We start from the raw sequence: 17,185 nt of genomic DNA on the forward strand, positions 1-17,185 counted from the left end.
CCCCTATGCCTCGACGCCGGCGGCGAACACGCTGAGCCGCGACAGATCAAGCGGCGCCTCCGGACGTGTTTCAAGAAAGAAACGGTACAACAGATTTTGCGCCGCTGTCGCCCGATAGACGCTGCTGGCGCGCATATCGGACAAGGGCGCGTAATCGCTCTTGAGCGCATCCATCGCCAGCCTGGCACTGGCTTCGTTCCAGGGCTTGCCTTCCAGCGCGCGTTCGGCCTGCGCGGCACGCTTCGGGGTCGCGGCAAGCCCCCCGAAGGCAATGCGCGCGCTGCGCACCGTATCGCCATCGAGCAACAGGGCAAAAGCCGCGCACACAGCGGAAATGTCCTGATCGAATCGCTTCGACAGTTTGTAGGTGCGAAAGCGCCGTTCGGGAGCAGGCAGCGGGACGCGAATTCCCTGGACGAACTCGCCGGGCTCCAGGGCGTTCTTCTGGTAGGCCAGGTAAAAATCTTCCAGCGCCATCTCGCGCAGCCGCTCACCCCGGCGCAGCATAATGCGTGTGCCCAGGACGATCAGGGCGGGCATGGAGTCCCCAATAGGCGAGCCATTGGCGACGTTTCCGCCCAGGGTTCCGGCATTGCGGATGGGGAGCGAGGCAAAGCGCCGGTGCATTTCATCCAGCTCGCCGTAATGTTCGGTCAGTGCCACGAAAGCTTCATTAAGCAGCGCCCCGGCGCCAATGTTCAGGTACTTGCCGTCGTTGGAAATTTCACGCAGTTCAGCCACCTGGCCGATATGGATCAAGTGCGGAAGATCGCGCATTTGCTTGGTTACCCACAGACCGATATCCGTGCTGCCGGCCAGTATCCGGGCATCCGGGTACTGGATGCGCAAGCCGGCAAGCTGCGCCAGCGTGCGCGGCGCATGGAATACCTGGCCGCCGGACTGATAGCTGAAGGTCTCTGTGCGCCGCAGCTTCTTGAGCGACTCGGCCAGCGCCTGGCGATCGAACTCGACGCGAGGCAAGTCGAACATGGCCAGGGAGGCATCGATAATGGGCCGATAGCCCGTGCAGCGGCACAGATTGCCCGATAGCGCGTCGTTGATTTCCTGGCGCGCGGGCTTGGGGCCGGTCCAGTCGTGATCAAGATACATGCCCCACATCGACATGACGAACCCGGGCGTGCAGAAACCGCACTGCGAGCCATGGCAGTCGACCAGCGCCTGCTGCACCGGATGCAGCGCGCCGCCGGGCTGGCGCAAATCTTCCACGGTAAAAAGCGCCTTGCCGTCGAGTGCGGGCAGAAACTGGATACAGGCATTGACCGCCCGCAGCTCGACCGCGCCCTGGCGATTCAATTCCCCCACCACCACCGTGCAGGCGCCGCAGTCGCCCTCGGCGCACCCTTCCTTGGTACCCGTGCAATGCAGGTCTTCGCGCAGGAACTGCAGGAGGGTCCGCGTCGTGGCCTGGCCGGCTATTTCACGCACCTGGCCACGATAGTAAAAGCGGATGTTTTGTGTCTCCATGAGTCTGCCTTGTTCTATGAAAAGTCGTACTCACGATAGCATCGGCCCAGGCCGGCGGTATTTGCATGGCATGATGATGACTATCATGCCCCATGCGGGAGGACGCCAATAGACAAGCGCCGCATCTGCCTATGATAATACTCCGATGGAACGACATCGTGAACAGCTCGAAACCTCTTTGCTGCGCGTGCTGCATGTCTTGCTGACCGAGCAAAGCGTATCGCGCGCGGCAATCAAGCTGGGCCTGTCCCAACCCGCCATCAGCAATTCCTTGCGGCGCTTGCGCGACATCACCGCAGACCCCCTGCTGGTGCGCGGCAAATCGGGCATGGTGGCCACCGAACGCGGCCGGGAACTTCTGGCGCACGCCACCGAGGCGCTGGCGGCGATCGACCACATCACCCAGCCGGCGGCGGGTTTTTCCCCGCAAACATCGACCCGCACATTCAGGCTCGGCGCCCCCGACTATCTCGATGCCATGTTCCTGCCCAATATCGCCGAGATGCTGTGCCGCGTCGCGCCTCAGGCCAAGTTGATCGTGCACCCCATCAATGCCGACTTCAATTACCAGGATGCGCTCGAAAACGGCACCCTGGACGTAGTGGTCGGAAACTGGCTGGAGCCGCCTCCGCAACTGCATATGTCGCGCCTCTTCGACGACGAAGTGATATGCATGCTGGGCAACCAGCACCCCTTGGCGTCCAGGGGAATTTCGTTGCAGCACTACCTTGAATTGCGGCACCTGGCGCCCACGCCCTATGTGTCGGAACGCACCAGCTTCATCGACGGCTGCCTTGCCGAACATGGCTTGCGGCGCAAAATCCACATGACCGTGCCGTATTTCGGGCTGGTTCCCTATATCTTGATGTCCACCGACCTTGTATTCACCACCGGGCGCCAGTTTGCCCAGAACTACGCCCGCTACCTGCCTGTCAAGGTCCTGCCTTCGCCATTCAAGTTCCCAACCATGCGTTTCTACCAGCTCTGGCACAAGCGGGCGAACACCGCGGCGGAAGTCACCTGGCTCAGGCGGCTCATCGCCCAGGTGGCCGCCGGATTCTCCAGCGCTGCGGACAAGCCTTGAGCCCGGGCGCGGCGCGCGCATGGCGTGGAACACACGCCCGCGGGCGGTGACGATTATCAGAAACTTTTGATAATCATCATCACGCCCATGAAAATTTCACGGCGATTCCCGCTCCTAAAATAAGCTCGACCCAAACGCGTCCTTTGTACAGGAAGATGCAGCGGCCCATGAAGCAGCTGCCAGAAAACGTGAGGAGACACATCGCGGTTTTTTCCTTTGTTCCCGGAACGCATAAGCAAAAGCACACCTGACGACGGCGCGGACAGCCCGTTTCAACCGGTTGATAAAGGAGCTCGATTCATGACGGACCAGGAATATGTACTGACCCCCGGAGAACGCGCGCAGGCCGCGCCCAGCCTCACAGACAGGCTGGAAGCCTATTTCGGAGTTATCGAACGCGGCAGCTCGCTGCGCCAGGAAACATTGGCGGGCCTGACCACTTTTCTAACCATGGCTTATTCGGTGTTTGTCGTGCCCGGCATGTTTGGCAAGGCCGGCTTCGATACCAGCGCCGTATTCGTCGCGGTATGCCTCACCAGCGCTTTCGGCTCGCTTTTGATGGGCCTGTGGGCCAATCTGCCGATAGCGATCGGCTGCGCCATCTCGCTGACCGCCTTCACCGCCTTCGATCTCGTGCTCGGCAAAGGTCTGTCGCCATCGGTGGCATTGGGCGCCATATTCCTGATGGGGGTCGTATTCACCACCATTTCAGTCACGGGAGTGCGTTCCTGGATTCTGCGCAACTTGCCGGCCGGGGTCGCGCACGGCACGGGAGTGGGCATAGGCCTGTTCCTGCTGCTGATTGCCTCGAACGGAGTCGGCCTGGTCGTCAAGAACCCGGGGCCCGGGCTGCCGGTGGCTCTGGGCAATCTGGCCAGCCTGCCGGCTTTGCTGTCGATCGGCGGGCTGGCGGCCATCTTCGGGCTGGAACGGCGCCGCGTACCGGGCAGCATCCTGATCGTGATTGTCGTCCTCTCCCTGGTTGGACTGGCCGTCGATCCCAATGTCACGTTCAGCGGCATCATGGCCCTGCCATCCCTGGGCACGGCCGGCCACGCTACGCTGATCGGTTCGATGGATCTCAAGGGCGCGCTCACCGCCGCCGTCATCCCCAGCGTACTGGCCCTGGTCATGACGGCGGTATTCGATGCCACCGGCACGATACGCGCCGTGGCCGCCCAGGCCGGGCAACTGGATCAAAGCGGCCGCATCATCAATGGCGGACGAGCCCTGACGGCCGATTCGGTAAGCTCGGTCGTCTCGGCATTCCTGGGGGGAGCGCCGGCGGCGGCGTATATCGAATCGGCGGCCGGCGTGGCCGCCGGGGCCAAGACCGGCCTGACCGCAACCATAGTCGGCCTGATGTTCCTGGCGCTGATTTTCCTTTCTCCGCTGGCGGCGCTGGTGCCAGCCTATGCAACCGCTCCGGCGCTCATGTATGTGGGCCTGCTGATGCTGGGCAGCATCCGGAAACTGGATATGGACGATATGGTCGATGCCATGGCCGGCCTGCTGTGCGCCGTTTTCATCGTGCTGACCTGCAATATCGTGACCGGCATCATGCTGGGGTTCTGCACGCTGGTGATCGGCCGCATCGTGGCCTGCGAATTCAACAAGCTGAATGCAGGCACGGTAGCCATTGCTGTCGTTCTGGCGGTATTCTATCTGGGCGGCTGGGCCATCTGACCGGCCGGAGCCAGATATGCGACAACCTACACGCTGTACGGGAAAAGCTGACACCATGATGCAAACCGAGACGCCGACGCTATCGCTGGCCAGTGTGGCCGGGCTTTCCCAGGCCGAATTCGCGGCCTGCCTGGGAGATATCTTCGAACACTCGCCCTGGATCGCCGAACAAGCCTGGCACGCCCGCCCCTACGCCGATATCCAGGCGCTGCACGCCGCGATGATGGCCGCGGTCAACGCCGCCGGCGAAGCCGACCGCTTGGCGCTGATCTCGGCCCACCCGGAGCTGGCCGGAAAAGAGGCGGCCGGCGGCACACTCACGGAAGCCTCCACGCGGGAGCAGAAAGGCGCCGGGCTGGATCAATGCAGCGCCGAAGAACTTGCGCGCCTGCGTGCACTGAACCGCGCCTATCGGGAACGCTTCGGCTTCCCCTTCGTGATCGCCGTCAAAGGCCTGAGCCGCTACCAGATCATGGACGCGATCGAGGCGCGGCTGCAGGGCGATCGCGCCACCGAACTCTCCGCATGCCTGCGGGAAATCGGCAAAATAGCGCGCCTGCGCCTCGAGGCGCGGCTCGTCTGACAGCAACGGGGGCCAACCGTCGTCGCACGGAACACTGTCACGACCTGGCACATATCGAACTCCGGGCAACAAACCGCTTATGCCGTTTGTTGCTTCTCCCAGTACCCGGCCTGGTTGTAGATGGATCTTAGATAATCAATGAAATGGCGCACCTTGGCGGGCAGGTAGCGCTGCTGGGGGTACACGGCCTGTATGTCGTAGCCGGGCAAGGCGAACTCGTCCAACACGGTCACGAGCTCCCCGCGCTTGAGTTCGGCCTGTATTTCCCAGGTGGAGCGCCAGCCTACACCCAATCCCTGCTTGACCCAGCCATACAGCAGCTCGCCATCATTGCACGCCAGGTCGCCATCGACCCGCACGGCAAAAGGCCTTGCATCGCGCAGGAAGATCCAGCCGCGCTGCTGGCCGCCTTGCAGATTGAACGCCAGGCAATTGTGCCGCGCCAGATCCTCGGGGATGCGCGGCATGCCATGACGCTCGAAATAAGCGGGCGTGCCGCAAACCACCCGGCGGTTGGGAAACAAGCGCACCGCCACATAATTGGGATCCCTGACCTCGCCGATGCGTATGGCGACATCGTAGCCCTCGCGAACCAGGTCGACCACACTGTCGGTGAAATTGAACGACAGGCGCAATTCAGGGTATTGGGCGCGAAATGCGGCGGCATGCGGCGCAACATGGCGGCGACCGAACGCAGCCGGCGCCGACACCACCAGATGTCCACGCACGGCGCTGCGCCCGGCACTGACGCTGCCTTCGGCCGCATCAAAATCATGGATCAGTTGCTGGCAGCTTTCAAGAAATCGCTCCCCCAGATCGGTCAACGCCAGTCCCCGGGTGGAACGGTGCATCAATTGCACGCCCAGCCTGCGCTCCAGGGCGTTGAGGCGGCGCCCCATGACGACGGGCGTAACTCCTTCGATCAGCGCCGCCGCCGCGAAGCTGCCTTTTTCCGCCACCAGGACAAAGCTGCGTATTGCAGTATACCGATCCATTCCATACCTTTGATAAGGGGCTATGCGGAAATTATAACGGGAACCCCATGCCCGCCAGGATGTTCCTTTTCATTTTTCCAGGCCAAAGCCAGCTAAAGCCGCGCCTGGAAATCAATACACATCTACAGCCCGGCAACAAAGCCAAAACCTCAATAAATACTAAAAGTATCGGCAGAAACTATAGTTCCTGCCATTCAAATCAACACCGTTTTTCTCTATTCTGGACTCCATACAGAAAACTCACGCCGGTTCGCAGGGGCCGGCCTTGCCGCCACCCCTGCGTCACCATCCGTTGATATTCAAGACCGCATCCACGCAATAGAGGAACCATCATGGCTCGAATGAGAGCAGTAGACGCCGCCGCCGCGGTGTTGCAAAAAGAAGGCGTCAGCACATTGTTCGGCGTGCCCGGCGCCGCCATCAATCCACTTTACTCGGCCCTGCGCGACAACGGCCAATTCAAGCACATCCTGGCCCGGCACGTGGAAGGCGCGTCGCACATGGCCGAGGGCTACACCCGCGCCAGACCCGGCAATATCGGAGTCTGCCTCGGCACATCGGGGCCCGCGGGCACCGACATGCTGACAGGCTTGTATTCCGCATCGGGCGACTCGATCCCCATCCTGTGCGTCACGGGCCAGGCGCCGCGCGCTCAACTGCACAAGGAAAGCTTCCAGGCGGTGGACATCGAAGCCATTGCCAGGCCGGTAACCAAATGGGCGGTCACCGTGCGTGAACCGGCGCTGGTTCCCCGCGTGTTCCAGCAGGCCTTTCACATCATGCGCTCGGGTCGCCCCGGTCCGGTGCTGATCGACCTGCCCTTCGATGTACAAATGGCTGAAATCGAATTCGATCCCGACACCTACGAGCCTTTGCCTGTCTATAAACCATCGGCGACCCGCGCTCAGGCGGCCAAGGCGGTCGAGATGCTCAACCAGGCCGAACGCCCTGTGATCGTATCTGGCGGAGGTGTATTCAATGCCGACGCGGCCGACAAGCTGCAGGCCTTTGCCGAGCTGGCCGGCATACCCGTGATCCCCACCCTGATGGGCTGGGGTGTCATCCCCGACGATCATCCCTTGATGGCCGGCATGGCGGGCCTGCAGACGGCGCACCGCTATGGCAACGCCACGCTGCTGGCCTCCGATTTTGTCCTGGGCATAGGCAACCGCTGGGCCAACCGCCATACCGGTTCAATCGATGTCTACACCAAGGGCCGCACTTTTGTGCATATCGATATCGAACCCACCCAGATCGGCCGCGTATTCGGCCCGGACTACGGTATTGCGTCGGACGCCGGCGCCGCGCTGGAACTGATGATAGAGGCGGCGCGCGAGCTCAAGGCGGCGGGAAAACTGCGCGACCGCAGCGCATGGGTTGCCCAATGCCAGGCCCGCAAACGCGAAAAATCCATGCAGCGCAAAACCAATTTCGACATGGCTCCGCTCAAGCCACAGCGCGTCTATCAGGAAATGAACCAGGCCTTCGGCAAAAACACACGCTATGTCAGCACCATCGGCTTGTCGCAGATCGCCGCCGCACAATTCCTGCATGTCTACCAACCGCGCCACTGGATCAATGCCGGCCAGGCAGGCCCCCTGGGCTGGACGGTTCCCGCCGCCCTGGGTGTATGCGCGGCCAATCCCGACGACGAAATCGTCGCCATCTCGGGCGACTACGACTTCCAGTTCATGATCGAAGAGCTGGCGGTCGGGGCGCAATTCAAGCTGCCCTACCTGCATATTCTGGTCAATAACGCCTATCTGGGGCTTATCCGCCAGTCACAGCGCGGCTTTGACATGGACTATTGCGTGCAACTGTCCTTCGACAACATCAATGCGCCGCAAACCAATGGCTACGGAGTGGATCACATTGCCGTGGTCGAGGGCCTGGGTTGCAAAGCGATCCGCGTACGCACACCCGAGGAAATTCAGCCGGCAATCGCCCAGGCTCGCGCATGGATGAAAGAGTTCAGCGTGCCGGTCGTCGTCGAATTCATTCTGGAGCGCATCACCAATATCTCCATGGGCGGCGAGATCGACAACGTCAACGAATTCGAGGCGCTGGCCGAAACCGGCGCCGACGCGCCAACTTCCATCGCCCTGCTCGACTGAGCGCCCGGCACCTGAAAGGAGACCATTCATGCCGAAATTTGCCGCCAACCTGTCGATGCTGTTCAACGAATTCGACTTTATGGACCGCTTCAAAGCCGCCGCACAGGCCGGCTTCAAAGGGGTCGAATACCTATTCCCATACGCCTTCGACCATGACGCGCTGGCTGAACAATTACGCGCCAATGGCTTGACGCAGGTCCTGCACAACCTGCCCGCCGGCGACTGGGAAAAAGGCGAGCGCGGGATCGCCTGCCATCCCGACCGGGTCGGCGAGTTCCAGGAAGGCGTGGGAAAGGCCATCGAGTACGCGACCGCCCTGGGCTGCAAGCAGGTCAATTGCCTGGCGGGCATTGCCCCCGCACATATCGATCCGGACACAATACGCTCGACCTTCGTCGACAACCTGCGATTCGCCGCCCGGAAACTCAAGGACGCCCGCATCCGCCTGCTGATCGAGCCCATCAATACCTTCGACATACCAGGCTTCTTCCTTAGCCGCACCGACCAGGCCCTGAACATCATCCGCGACACCGGCTCGGACAATCTTTTCGTGCAGTACGACCTCTATCACGCCCAGCGCATGGAAGGCGAACTGGCCAACACACTGGCCGCGAATCTGCGGCAGATTGCCCATATCCAGTTGGCCGACAACCCGGGGCGCCACGAACCCGGCTCAGGCGAAATCAACTATGCGTGGCTGTTTCGGTATATGGACAGCCTGGGCTACGACGGCTGGGTCGGCTGCGAATACAAGCCGGCCGGCACCACGCAAGACGGGCTGGGCTGGATCAGCGCCCTGGCCTCCTGAACACGCCTCTCTTTTATCTACAACCTGGAAATCAAACATGGCTAATATCGGCTTTATCGGACTCGGCATCATGGGCGCACCCATGGCCGCCAACCTGGTCAAGGGCGGCCACACCCTGTATACCCACACGCTTGGGGAGACCCCACCAACCCTGATCGATGCCGGCGCAACGCCATGCGCCAACGGCGCCGAAGTGGCGCACCGCGGCGATATCATCATTACCATGGTGCCCGATACGCCCCACGTGGAGGCCGCCCTGTTCGACGAGAACGGCGTTGCCCAGGGTCTGAGCAAAGGGAAGACCGTTCTCGACATGAGCTCGATCTCGCCCGTCGCCACCAAGCAGTTCGCACGCCGCATCAACGAACTGGGCTGCGAGTACCTGGATGCGCCCGTGTCCGGCGGCGAGGTTGGCGCCAAGGCCGCGAGCCTGACCATCATGGTCGGCGGCAACGAGGCGGCGTTCAATACCGTCAAGCCCTTGCTCGACCTGATGGGCAAGAACATAACGCTGGTCGGAGGCAATGGCGACGGCCAGATCACCAAGGTCGCCAACCAGATTATTGTGGCGCTCACTATCGAAGCCGTCGGCGAAGCGCTGCTGCTTGCCTCCAAGGCCGGCGCCGATGCGGCCAAGGTGCGTCAGGCATTGATGGGCGGCTTCGCCAACTCGCGCATTCTTGAAGTGCATGGCGAACGCATGGTCAAACGTTCTTTCGATCCGGGCTTTCGTATTGAACTGCACCAGAAAGACCTCAACCTGGCCCTGGGCACGGCCCGGCAGATCGGCGTATCGCTGCCCTGCACTGCCCTTGCACAGGAACTGTTCAACACCTGCGCCGCGCAGGGCGGGTCTGGCTGGGATCACTCGGGCATGGTGCGGGCCCTGGAAATCATGGCCAATTTCGAAATCGGCCAGTAAGCCAAAGCACAGACCCGAGGGAACCCGCTCATGACGACTCCGCCCCGCACGCTGCTGGCCAGGATGTTTGCGGCCGCCGTCGAAGCGGCACAACCCGGACATTGCATGGCAGGCATGCTGCCGCCGCCGGCAGCCGGGCGTACCCTGGTCATCGGCGCGGGCAAGGCATCGGCGGCCATGGCGCGCGCAATCGCGCAAGGAATGCGGCCCCGCGACCATCTTGACGACAACAACGGGCACGGCTTTTTCGAAGCCCTCGGAGATTCGCTCATTACCGGCCCCACCTTGACGAACGTCAACGATTTCCGCGCCATTCTGATCGCCGGACCAGACCCGCACACCCTCAAGAGAGACCCGCCATGAACACGCCGCGCCGCGCCCGCATACTCGCCACACTCGGCCCCTCCAGCTCCAGCCCTGAATGCATCCGCGCACTGATCGACGCCGGGGCCAACGTATTCCGCCTGAATTTCAGCCACGGCACCCACGCAGATCACGCGCAGCGCCTGCGCATCATCCGTGAAGCCGAACGCGAGGCCGGGCGCCCGATAGGCATCCTGATGGATCTTCAAGGCCCCAAACTGCGGGTGGGGCGCATCGCGGGAGGGCGAACCACCCTTGAAGCCGGCCGGCGGTTCCGGCTGGATCTCGATCCCGCCGAAGGAAACTCCACACGAGCCAGCCTGCCTCATCCCGAAATTTTTGCAGCGCTTGAAAAAAACACCGACCTGCTGCTGGACGACGGCAAGCTGCGGCTGCGCGTAGACGAATTTGGGCCCGATTTTGCGGAAACCACCGTCCTGGTGGGCGGATCCTTATCGGACCGCAAAGGCGTCAACGTCCCGAGCGTGGTCCTGCCCATTTCGCCACTGACCGCCAAAGACCGCGCCGATCTCGATTTCGGCCTCGACCTGGGCGTGGACTGGGTCGCGCTGTCTTTCGTGCAACGCGCCGAAGATATTGCGGAAGCCCGGGCCATTATCGGCAAGCGGGCCTGGATCATGGCCAAGCTGGAAAAGCCCGCTGCCATCGAGCATCTGAACGCCATCATTGAATTATCCGACGGCGTCATGGTGGCACGCGGCGACCTTGGCGTGGAAATGCCGCCGCAACAAGTGCCTATCCTGCAGCAGCGCATTGTGCGGGCCGCCCGCGCAGCCGGCCGCCCCGTGGTCGTTGCCACGCAGATGCTGGAGTCCATGATCGGCTCGCCCGTGCCGACGCGGGCCGAAGCCTCGGATGTCGCCACCGCCATCTACAGCGGGGCCGACGCCGTCATGCTGTCGGCCGAGTCGGCATCCGGCCAGTATCCGGTCGAGGCAGTGACCATCATGGAAAGCATCATCCGCGAAGTTGAACAGGACCCCGCCTGGCGCGCAGGCCTGGAAGCCAGCCACAGCCCGGCCAAGGCCAACCCTCCCGACGCCGTCTGTTGCGCCTTGCGCCGCGTGGCCGATCTACTCGAGCCCGCCGCCACAGTCGCCTACACCGCCTCGGGTTTCAGCGCCCTGCGAGCCAGCCGGGAACGTCCCATGACGCCTATTCTGGCCTTGACGCCCAACCTGAGCACAGCAAGACAGCTTGCCCTGGCATGGGGCCTGCACCCGATTCGATTCAACGCGCAGATGGATAATGTCGGCGACATGATCCGGCATGCCACCGCCCTTGCAACGCAACACGGGATGGCGGGCGAGCACGATACCGTCATTGTGATTGCCGGCCTGCCTTTCGGGCGCAGCGGCAGCACCAATCTGCTGCATATAGCCACGGTCGAGGCCAAAAACACGGGCCATTAGCCTATAAGCAGCCTTTCCTTTGGCCCGGCCCCCCGCCGCGCCAAAGGCCGATCAGCGCCAAGCGCCTGTCTCGAATAAAGACAGGCGCTTGGCGTATCGGTCCGGCTGTTTCAAACACGTCCTATAATCAGGTACAACGAAAAACAGCAGCCCATTGCACGAGCGCGCAAGCGCCGTGCCGGCTTGTTGCAAGCTGCGGCGGCCATCTTAAAGACTATTTAACTTATCTGATCAAGGAAAACCATGAGCGAGCGAACCTCTTGCAAACGGCTGCAAGTTGCCAATGTGCTGCATCAATTCATCGAACAGGAAGCATTGCCCGGCACAGGCCTTGATTCAGAAGCCTTCTGGTCGGGCTTCGACCAGCTCGTCCACGATCTGGCGCCGAAAAACCGCGCTCTCCTGGCCGAACGCGATCGCCTGCAGGCTGAACTGGACAACTGGTACCGGCAGAATCCCGGCGCCGTCAAGGATGCAGCCGCCTACCGCGGCTTCCTGCGCCAGATCGGCTACCTGAACGATGCGCCCGCCAGCGTCGCCGTCAAAACCAGCAAGGTCGATCTCGAAATCACCCGCCAGGCCGGGCCGCAGCTGGTGGTACCCGTCATGAATGCGCGCTACGCACTGAACGCGGCCAATGCCCGCTGGGGCAGTCTTTACGACGCCTTGTACGGCACCGACGCCATTTCCGAAGACGGCGGCGCGACACGCGCCGGCGGCTATAACCCGGTACGCGGCGCCAAGGTCGTTGCCTATGCACGTCACTTTCTCGACCAGAACGCAGCCCTGGCGCAAGGTTCGCATGCCGACGTCGTCTCGTACAGCGTCAAGCAGGGCACGCTCAGCGCGGGACTCAAGGGCGGCGGCACGACCGGCCTGGCGGACACCAGCCTGTTCGCGGGCTATCGCGGCGATGCCGGCGCGCCCGAGGCGATTGTCCTCAAACACCATGGCCTGCACTTCGAAATCCAGATCGACAAAAACAACCCCATAGGCAAACAGGATCCCGCAGGCGTCAAAGACATCCTGATGGAAGCGGCCATCACCACCATCATGGATTGCGAGGATTCCATCGCCGCCGTCGATGCCGACGACAAGGTGCTGGCCTATCGCAACTGGCTGGGCCTGATGCAAGGCAATCTGACCGAAACAGTCACAAAGGGCGGGAAAACCTTTACCCGCGCCCTGAACCCCGATCGCGGCTATACCGATGCCGGCGGCCAGGCCCGGACTCTTCCGGGGCGTTCGCTGATGTTCATCCGCAACGTCGGGCACCTGATGACCAATCCAGCCATCCTCGACGAACAGGGGCAGGAAATTCCCGAAGGCATACTCGACGCCCTCCTTACCAGTTTGATCGCCATGCACGACCTCAAGCGCGAAGGCGGCAACTCGCGCACCGGCTCGATCTACATCGTCAAGCCGAAAATGCATGGCCCAGACGAAGTTGCCTTCGCCAGCGAAATATTCACGCGTGTCGAAGGCGTGCTGGGCCTGGAACCCAACACCATAAAAATGGGCATCATGGACGAAGAGCGCCGCACCAGCGCCAACCTGAAGGCCAGCATTGCACAGGCCGCCCAGCGCGTGGTGTTCATCAACACCGGCTTCCTTGACCGCACCGGCGACGAAATGCATACGTCCATGGAGGCCGGGGCCATGGTGCGCAAGGGCGAAATGAAGCGCAGCGCCTGGATCGACGCGTACGAACGCAACAACGTGCAGGTAGGCCTGGAATGCGGCCTGCGCGGCCACGCACAGATCGGCAAGGGCATGTGGGCCATGCCCGACCTGATGGCCGACATGCTGGTCCAGAAAGTCGGCCAGCTCAAGGCGGGCGGCAATACGGCATGGGTCCCCTCGCCCACCGCCGCCACCCTGCATGCCCTGCACTATCACCAGATCGACGTACAAGCCGTGCAACAGTCCATGGAAGGCAAGTCCGAACCCCTGCTCGACAAGCTGCTTACCGTTCCAGTCGCCGCCAATACCAACTGGTCGGAACAGGAAATCCAGGAAGAACTCGACAACAACGCCCAGGGCATACTCGGCTATGTGGTGCGCTGGGTCGATCAGGGCATAGGCTGCTCGAAAGTCCCCGACATCCATAATGTCGGCCTGATGGAAGACCGCGCCACCCTGCGCATATCCAGCCAGCACATGGCCAACTGGCTACGCCACAAAATCGTGACGCCCGCGCAGATTACCGAAACCATGCGGCGCATGGCCGCCGTGGTCGACGGCCAGAACGCGGGCGACCCGGCCTACCGCCCCATGGCGCCCGACTTCGAAGGCTCGATTGCCTTCAAGGCCGCGTGCGACCTGGTGTTCAAGGGGCTGGAACAACCCAATGGCTATACCGAGCCGCTGCTGCATCGCGCACGCCAGGCAGTCAAGGCACGCTAACGTTCGTCGGGACGAGCCCTGTTCAGGGCGGGTCTTATGCCCGCCCACCGTGAAACCATTCAGTGACTTTCGTTTTTTGGACGGTAGTTCTATAAAGACGCCGCAGGGTGGGCGGTGCTGTGTAGTCCGGCACGTCCAGCGGTCGTGGTGCTGCGCACCCCGACTGCCCGGGTCTGCCTCGTCCAGGCGGGCGTCGGGCGAACTCGCCCGGCCTCGCGAGGCCGGGCTCAGACAGCGCCCGCCGACACCCCCCGCCTTCCCTTCGTCAGCACCCGGCGCTGGACTACCGCCGGACTACACAGCACCGCCCACCCTGCGGCTTGCGTTGAGGCAATGCATCGAGGTATACGTTGGGGAGCCCGTGTTTAGTCAATCGAGTCGTACATTGAGGTATACGTGACCACGTGATGGAGGCATGGGTGCGTGCACGTTAATTCCAGACATCCCGTAATGTAATTCCAGGCATACCCTAACGCGAGCCGTCTATCGGGGCTTGGGGTCAGGGCCGGCGTAAGGCGTGCGCCGGATGCTACCGTAGGGAAGGCGGGGGCTTTCGGCGGGCCATGTTTGAGCGTAGCCGCGCCAGCGGCGTAGCGAGTTTGGCCCGACGCCCGCCTGGACGAGGTAGATCCGGATCAAGCACGCCGTGCCGGCCCTGACCCCAAGCCCCGATAGACGGCGTCTTCAAATACCAAAGCGACCAAAACATCGAATCCCGTAAACACTCGAACCAAAAATACGTTAAGCGGCCTGCGCCCGCACTGTGGCGCGCCCTTCCCGCGCCGGCAACAGCAGAACACCCGCTATACCGATCAGCACGCTGATCAGCACATAATAAATAGGAGCGATGTTGCTGCCGGTCGCCTGCACCAGCCAGGTATTGAAAAACGGCGCCAAGCCGCCGAACAGCAGCACGGCAAGGTTGTATGTGATTGCGGCTCCCGTCGAACGCACCCCGACCGGAAAGACTTCCGTGAACACAATGGGAGTGGGGCCCCAGAAAAAACTCATGAAAAACGATACACCCATCTGCGCCGTCAGCAAGGCGGCGAACGAAGGCGCCGCGACAAGATGATGGAACAGGAAGTAGCTCGCTATGCCATACGCAATAATCCCCGGCAAGAGCACATTCTTGCGCCCATACTTGTCCGACAGATAGCCGGCGAGCGGGCAAAACACCAGTATCACCGCCGTACCGATAAATGTGGTCAGGTTGACGTCGGCCGCCGCCATGCCCAGCTGTTTCTTCGCAAAAATCGGCATGAAGAAAATGAATACATAAGCCGATACCGTACCCACCACCCCTATGCAAAGCGTAGCCAGCATCTCGCGCGGATAGTCTTTGAAAAGGCGAGCAAACGATGTCTTGGCGGATTTTTGGCGACTCTTCGACGCTTCGTTGATATAGGCCAGGAACTCCGGCGATTCGTCGACGCGCGAGCGGATCAGCCAGCCTACCGGCCCAACCAGAATGCCGAACAAGAATGGAATGCGCCAGCCCCAGGATTCCAGGGCATGAGTCGACAGGTTCACCGTCAGCAGATACGCCACCAGCGCACCGCAAGAGAATGCCAGGGCTTGCGAGCACATCTGGAAACTGCCATAAAAGCCGCGGCGATTCTTTGGCGCGAACTCGATCAGCATGGTCGTCGCACCGCTGAATTCCCCGCCCGCCGAAAAACCTTGTATCAGGCGCGCCAGCACCATGAGTATGGGCGCCGCAATGCCGATGGACGCGTAAGTAGGCAACAAGCCTATCATGCCCGTGCCTACCGCCATTAAAACGATGGTAAACGACAAAGCCTTCTTGCGGCCCATGCGATCGCCGTACATGCCCAGCAGCAGGCCGCCCAGCGGCCGCACGGCAAAGCCCACGCCAAAGGTGGCCAGGGCCAGCAGCAATGAAGAATAATCGCTGTGCGCCGGGAAAAACAGCTTGGAAATCACCACGGCGAACAGCCCGTAGATGGCAAAATCGAACCATTCGAAAGCATTGCCTATAACCGATGCCACAATAGCGCGCCGCACCATCTGGGGTGAAGGTTGTCTCACATCCATGCCCGTCTCCTTTTGGACTTGTTCAGCCTAATCTCTGGCGAACTATTTGAATGAAAACGCCAGCACCTATCGATGAAGAACTATCGTCGAAATCGAATTCGGGGTGATGGCAGGTCAGGCCGTCATGGCCCAGGAAAAAATACGAGCCCGGCCGCTGCTCGAGCATGAAGGCAAAATCTTCGGAAGCCATGAGTGCGTCGGCATTGACGATCACATTGCCTTTGCCCACCACGCACTCGGCGGCGCGCCTCACCACGTCGGTTTCGGCTTCGGTATTGATAGTGGGAGGAGAAGACTGCAGATGCTCGAAAGTCACTTCGCAGCCGAAAGTCTGCGCCGCCCCCTCGCAAACCGCGCGCAAACGCGCCAGCATCAATGCCTGGGCCGCCTTGGAAAGCGTGCGGACCGTACCTTCAAGCTGGGCGGTCTCGGCGATGACATTGATTGCCGTGCCGGCATGAAACTTGCAGATGCTGAGCACTGCCGCATCGAACGGATCGACATTGCGGCTGACGACGCTTTGCAGCGATTGCACGATCGACGAGCCAATGATGATCGGATCTATGGATTTATGCGGCATGGCGGCATGGCTGCCCACACCCTTGATGCGGATGCGGAACAGATCGCAAGCCGACAAAATAGCCCCCGCCCTCACACCCACCTTGCCGGCGGGCACGCAATTATTATTGTGCAAAGCGTAAATTTCGTCGCAGGGGAACTGCTCGAACAAACCGTGACGAATCATTTCCGAACCGCCGCGCAGCGTTTCTTCGGCCGGCTGGAAAATGAAATGCACCGTGCCCCGGAAGTCCTTGTGTGAAGACAGGTACTTGGCCACGCCCAGCAAAATGGCGGTATGGCCATCGTGGCCGCAGCCATGAAACACATTATCGTGAATCGAACGGTACTCGGCATGACCATTTTCCTGCATGGGCAGGGCGTCCATGTCGGCCCGCAGGCCAAGCGAGACACCGGTGCCTCGCGTACCGCGCAGCGTTCCTATCACTCCGGTCGTACCGCCAAAATCGGCCACCACCTCGATGCCCCATGACTCCAGCAGAGCCGCAACCTTTTCCGCGGTCCGATGTTCCTTGAAACCCAATTCCGGATGCCTGTGTATGTCGCGGCGCCAGCCCTGCATATCGGCAGCAAGGGCAAGCAGTTCGGATTCCTGGATCACGCTTCAGCTCCTTGAAAGCAATCAAACCTCTGCCGCATTCATTATTCGTACGGCATGGAAAAATCGTA

At 61.5% G+C, this 17,185-nt stretch carries 13 protein-coding genes; 9 read left to right on the forward strand and 4 right to left on the reverse strand.

The window, feature by feature from the left end:
• Positions 1-3 precede the first annotated feature (3 nt).
• Positions 4-1,485: a xanthine dehydrogenase small subunit gene (xdhA, locus tag ACYVIS_RS12940; RefSeq protein WP_460874142.1), complete on the reverse strand. Its 1,482-nt coding sequence runs from the start codon at positions 1,483-1,485 to the stop codon at positions 4-6.
• Between the two features lie 145 nt (positions 1,486-1,630).
• Here xdhA and ACYVIS_RS12945 point away from each other — a divergent pair, with 145 nt between their 5' ends.
• From ACYVIS_RS12945 to uraD, 3 genes are all read left to right on the forward strand, one after another.
• Positions 1,631-2,569 (forward strand): LysR family transcriptional regulator, encoded by a 939-nt coding sequence (locus tag ACYVIS_RS12945; protein ID WP_232741802.1) that lies wholly within the window; start codon positions 1,631-1,633, stop codon positions 2,567-2,569.
• A gap of 300 nt (positions 2,570-2,869) precedes the next feature.
• A complete protein-coding gene (locus ACYVIS_RS12950; protein WP_232741803.1) occupies positions 2,870-4,255 on the forward strand; it encodes an NCS2 family permease in 1,386 nt (461 codons plus the stop codon).
• A gap of 55 nt (positions 4,256-4,310) precedes the next feature.
• On the forward strand, positions 4,311-4,838 hold the full coding sequence (uraD, locus tag ACYVIS_RS12955) for a 2-oxo-4-hydroxy-4-carboxy-5-ureidoimidazoline decarboxylase (RefSeq protein WP_460874164.1): 528 nt from the start codon (positions 4,311-4,313) through the stop codon (positions 4,836-4,838).
• A 77-nt stretch (positions 4,839-4,915) separates the two neighbouring features.
• Here uraD and ACYVIS_RS12960 read toward each other — a convergent pair whose 3' ends face one another.
• Positions 4,916-5,833: a LysR family transcriptional regulator gene (locus ACYVIS_RS12960; protein WP_232741805.1), complete on the reverse strand. Its 918-nt coding sequence runs from the start codon at positions 5,831-5,833 to the stop codon at positions 4,916-4,918.
• A 332-nt stretch (positions 5,834-6,165) separates the two neighbouring features.
• Between ACYVIS_RS12960 and gcl the strand changes: the two genes are divergently transcribed.
• The 6 genes from gcl to ACYVIS_RS12990 all read left to right on the forward strand — a co-directional run bounded on the left by gcl (position 6,166) and on the right by ACYVIS_RS12990 (position 13,879).
• Complete coding sequence (gcl, locus tag ACYVIS_RS12965) at positions 6,166-7,947, forward strand: glyoxylate carboligase (RefSeq protein WP_232741806.1); 1,782 nt, start codon at positions 6,166-6,168, stop codon at positions 7,945-7,947.
• A gap of 28 nt (positions 7,948-7,975) precedes the next feature.
• Positions 7,976-8,755: a hydroxypyruvate isomerase gene (hyi, locus tag ACYVIS_RS12970; RefSeq protein WP_232741807.1), complete on the forward strand. Its 780-nt coding sequence runs from the start codon at positions 7,976-7,978 to the stop codon at positions 8,753-8,755.
• A gap of 37 nt (positions 8,756-8,792) precedes the next feature.
• Positions 8,793-9,677: a 2-hydroxy-3-oxopropionate reductase gene (locus ACYVIS_RS12975; RefSeq protein WP_232741808.1), complete on the forward strand. Its 885-nt coding sequence runs from the start codon at positions 8,793-8,795 to the stop codon at positions 9,675-9,677.
• A 54-nt stretch (positions 9,678-9,731) separates the two neighbouring features.
• Positions 9,732-10,040 (forward strand): MOFRL family protein, encoded by a 309-nt coding sequence (locus tag ACYVIS_RS12980; protein ID WP_370636013.1) that lies wholly within the window; start codon positions 9,732-9,734, stop codon positions 10,038-10,040.
• The gene (gene pyk / locus ACYVIS_RS12985; RefSeq protein WP_232741809.1) at positions 10,037-11,473 is read left to right on the forward strand and encodes a pyruvate kinase; all 1,437 of its coding nucleotides are present in this window, start codon (positions 10,037-10,039) and stop codon (positions 11,471-11,473) included. Before ACYVIS_RS12980 ends, pyk begins: the two co-directional genes overlap by 4 nt.
• A gap of 243 nt (positions 11,474-11,716) precedes the next feature.
• On the forward strand, positions 11,717-13,879 hold the full coding sequence (locus ACYVIS_RS12990) for a malate synthase G (protein ID WP_232741810.1): 2,163 nt from the start codon (positions 11,717-11,719) through the stop codon (positions 13,877-13,879).
• Between the two features lie 741 nt (positions 13,880-14,620).
• Here ACYVIS_RS12990 and ACYVIS_RS12995 read toward each other — a convergent pair.
• The gene (locus ACYVIS_RS12995) at positions 14,621-15,937 is read right to left on the reverse strand and encodes an MFS transporter (RefSeq protein ID WP_232741811.1); all 1,317 of its coding nucleotides are present in this window, start codon (positions 15,935-15,937) and stop codon (positions 14,621-14,623) included.
• A gap of 22 nt (positions 15,938-15,959) precedes the next feature.
• The gene (locus ACYVIS_RS13000; RefSeq protein ID WP_460874143.1) at positions 15,960-17,117 is read right to left on the reverse strand and encodes a M20 aminoacylase family protein; all 1,158 of its coding nucleotides are present in this window, start codon (positions 17,115-17,117) and stop codon (positions 15,960-15,962) included.
• Positions 17,118-17,185 lie beyond the last annotated feature (68 nt).

Source organism: Paralcaligenes ginsengisoli, assembly GCF_054781135.1.

What these genes read in the sequence shown, in the direction of transcription:
- hyi (WP_232741807.1), top strand. Translation starts at nt 7,976, where the DNA reads ATGCCGAAATTTGCCGCCAACCTGTCGATGCTGTTCAACGAATTCGAC.
- ACYVIS_RS12945 (WP_232741802.1), top strand. Translation starts at nt 1,631, where the DNA reads ATGGAACGACATCGTGAACAGCTCGAAACCTCTTTGCTGCGCGTGCTG.
- ACYVIS_RS12975 (WP_232741808.1), top strand. Translation starts at nt 8,793, where the DNA reads ATGGCTAATATCGGCTTTATCGGACTCGGCATCATGGGCGCACCCATG.
- gcl (WP_232741806.1), top strand. Translation starts at nt 6,166, where the DNA reads ATGGCTCGAATGAGAGCAGTAGACGCCGCCGCCGCGGTGTTGCAAAAA.
- ACYVIS_RS12995 (WP_232741811.1), bottom strand. Translation starts at nt 15,937, where the DNA reads ATGGATGTGAGACAACCTTCACCCCAGATGGTGCGGCGCGCTATTGTG.
- ACYVIS_RS12960 (WP_232741805.1), bottom strand. Translation starts at nt 5,833, where the DNA reads ATGGATCGGTATACTGCAATACGCAGCTTTGTCCTGGTGGCGGAAAAA.
- uraD (WP_460874164.1), top strand. Translation starts at nt 4,311, where the DNA reads ATGATGCAAACCGAGACGCCGACGCTATCGCTGGCCAGTGTGGCCGGG.
- xdhA (WP_460874142.1), bottom strand. Translation starts at nt 1,485, where the DNA reads ATGGAGACACAAAACATCCGCTTTTACTATCGTGGCCAGGTGCGTGAA.
- ACYVIS_RS12950 (WP_232741803.1), top strand. Translation starts at nt 2,870, where the DNA reads ATGACGGACCAGGAATATGTACTGACCCCCGGAGAACGCGCGCAGGCC.
- ACYVIS_RS12990 (WP_232741810.1), top strand. Translation starts at nt 11,717, where the DNA reads ATGAGCGAGCGAACCTCTTGCAAACGGCTGCAAGTTGCCAATGTGCTG.
- pyk (WP_232741809.1), top strand. Translation starts at nt 10,037, where the DNA reads ATGAACACGCCGCGCCGCGCCCGCATACTCGCCACACTCGGCCCCTCC.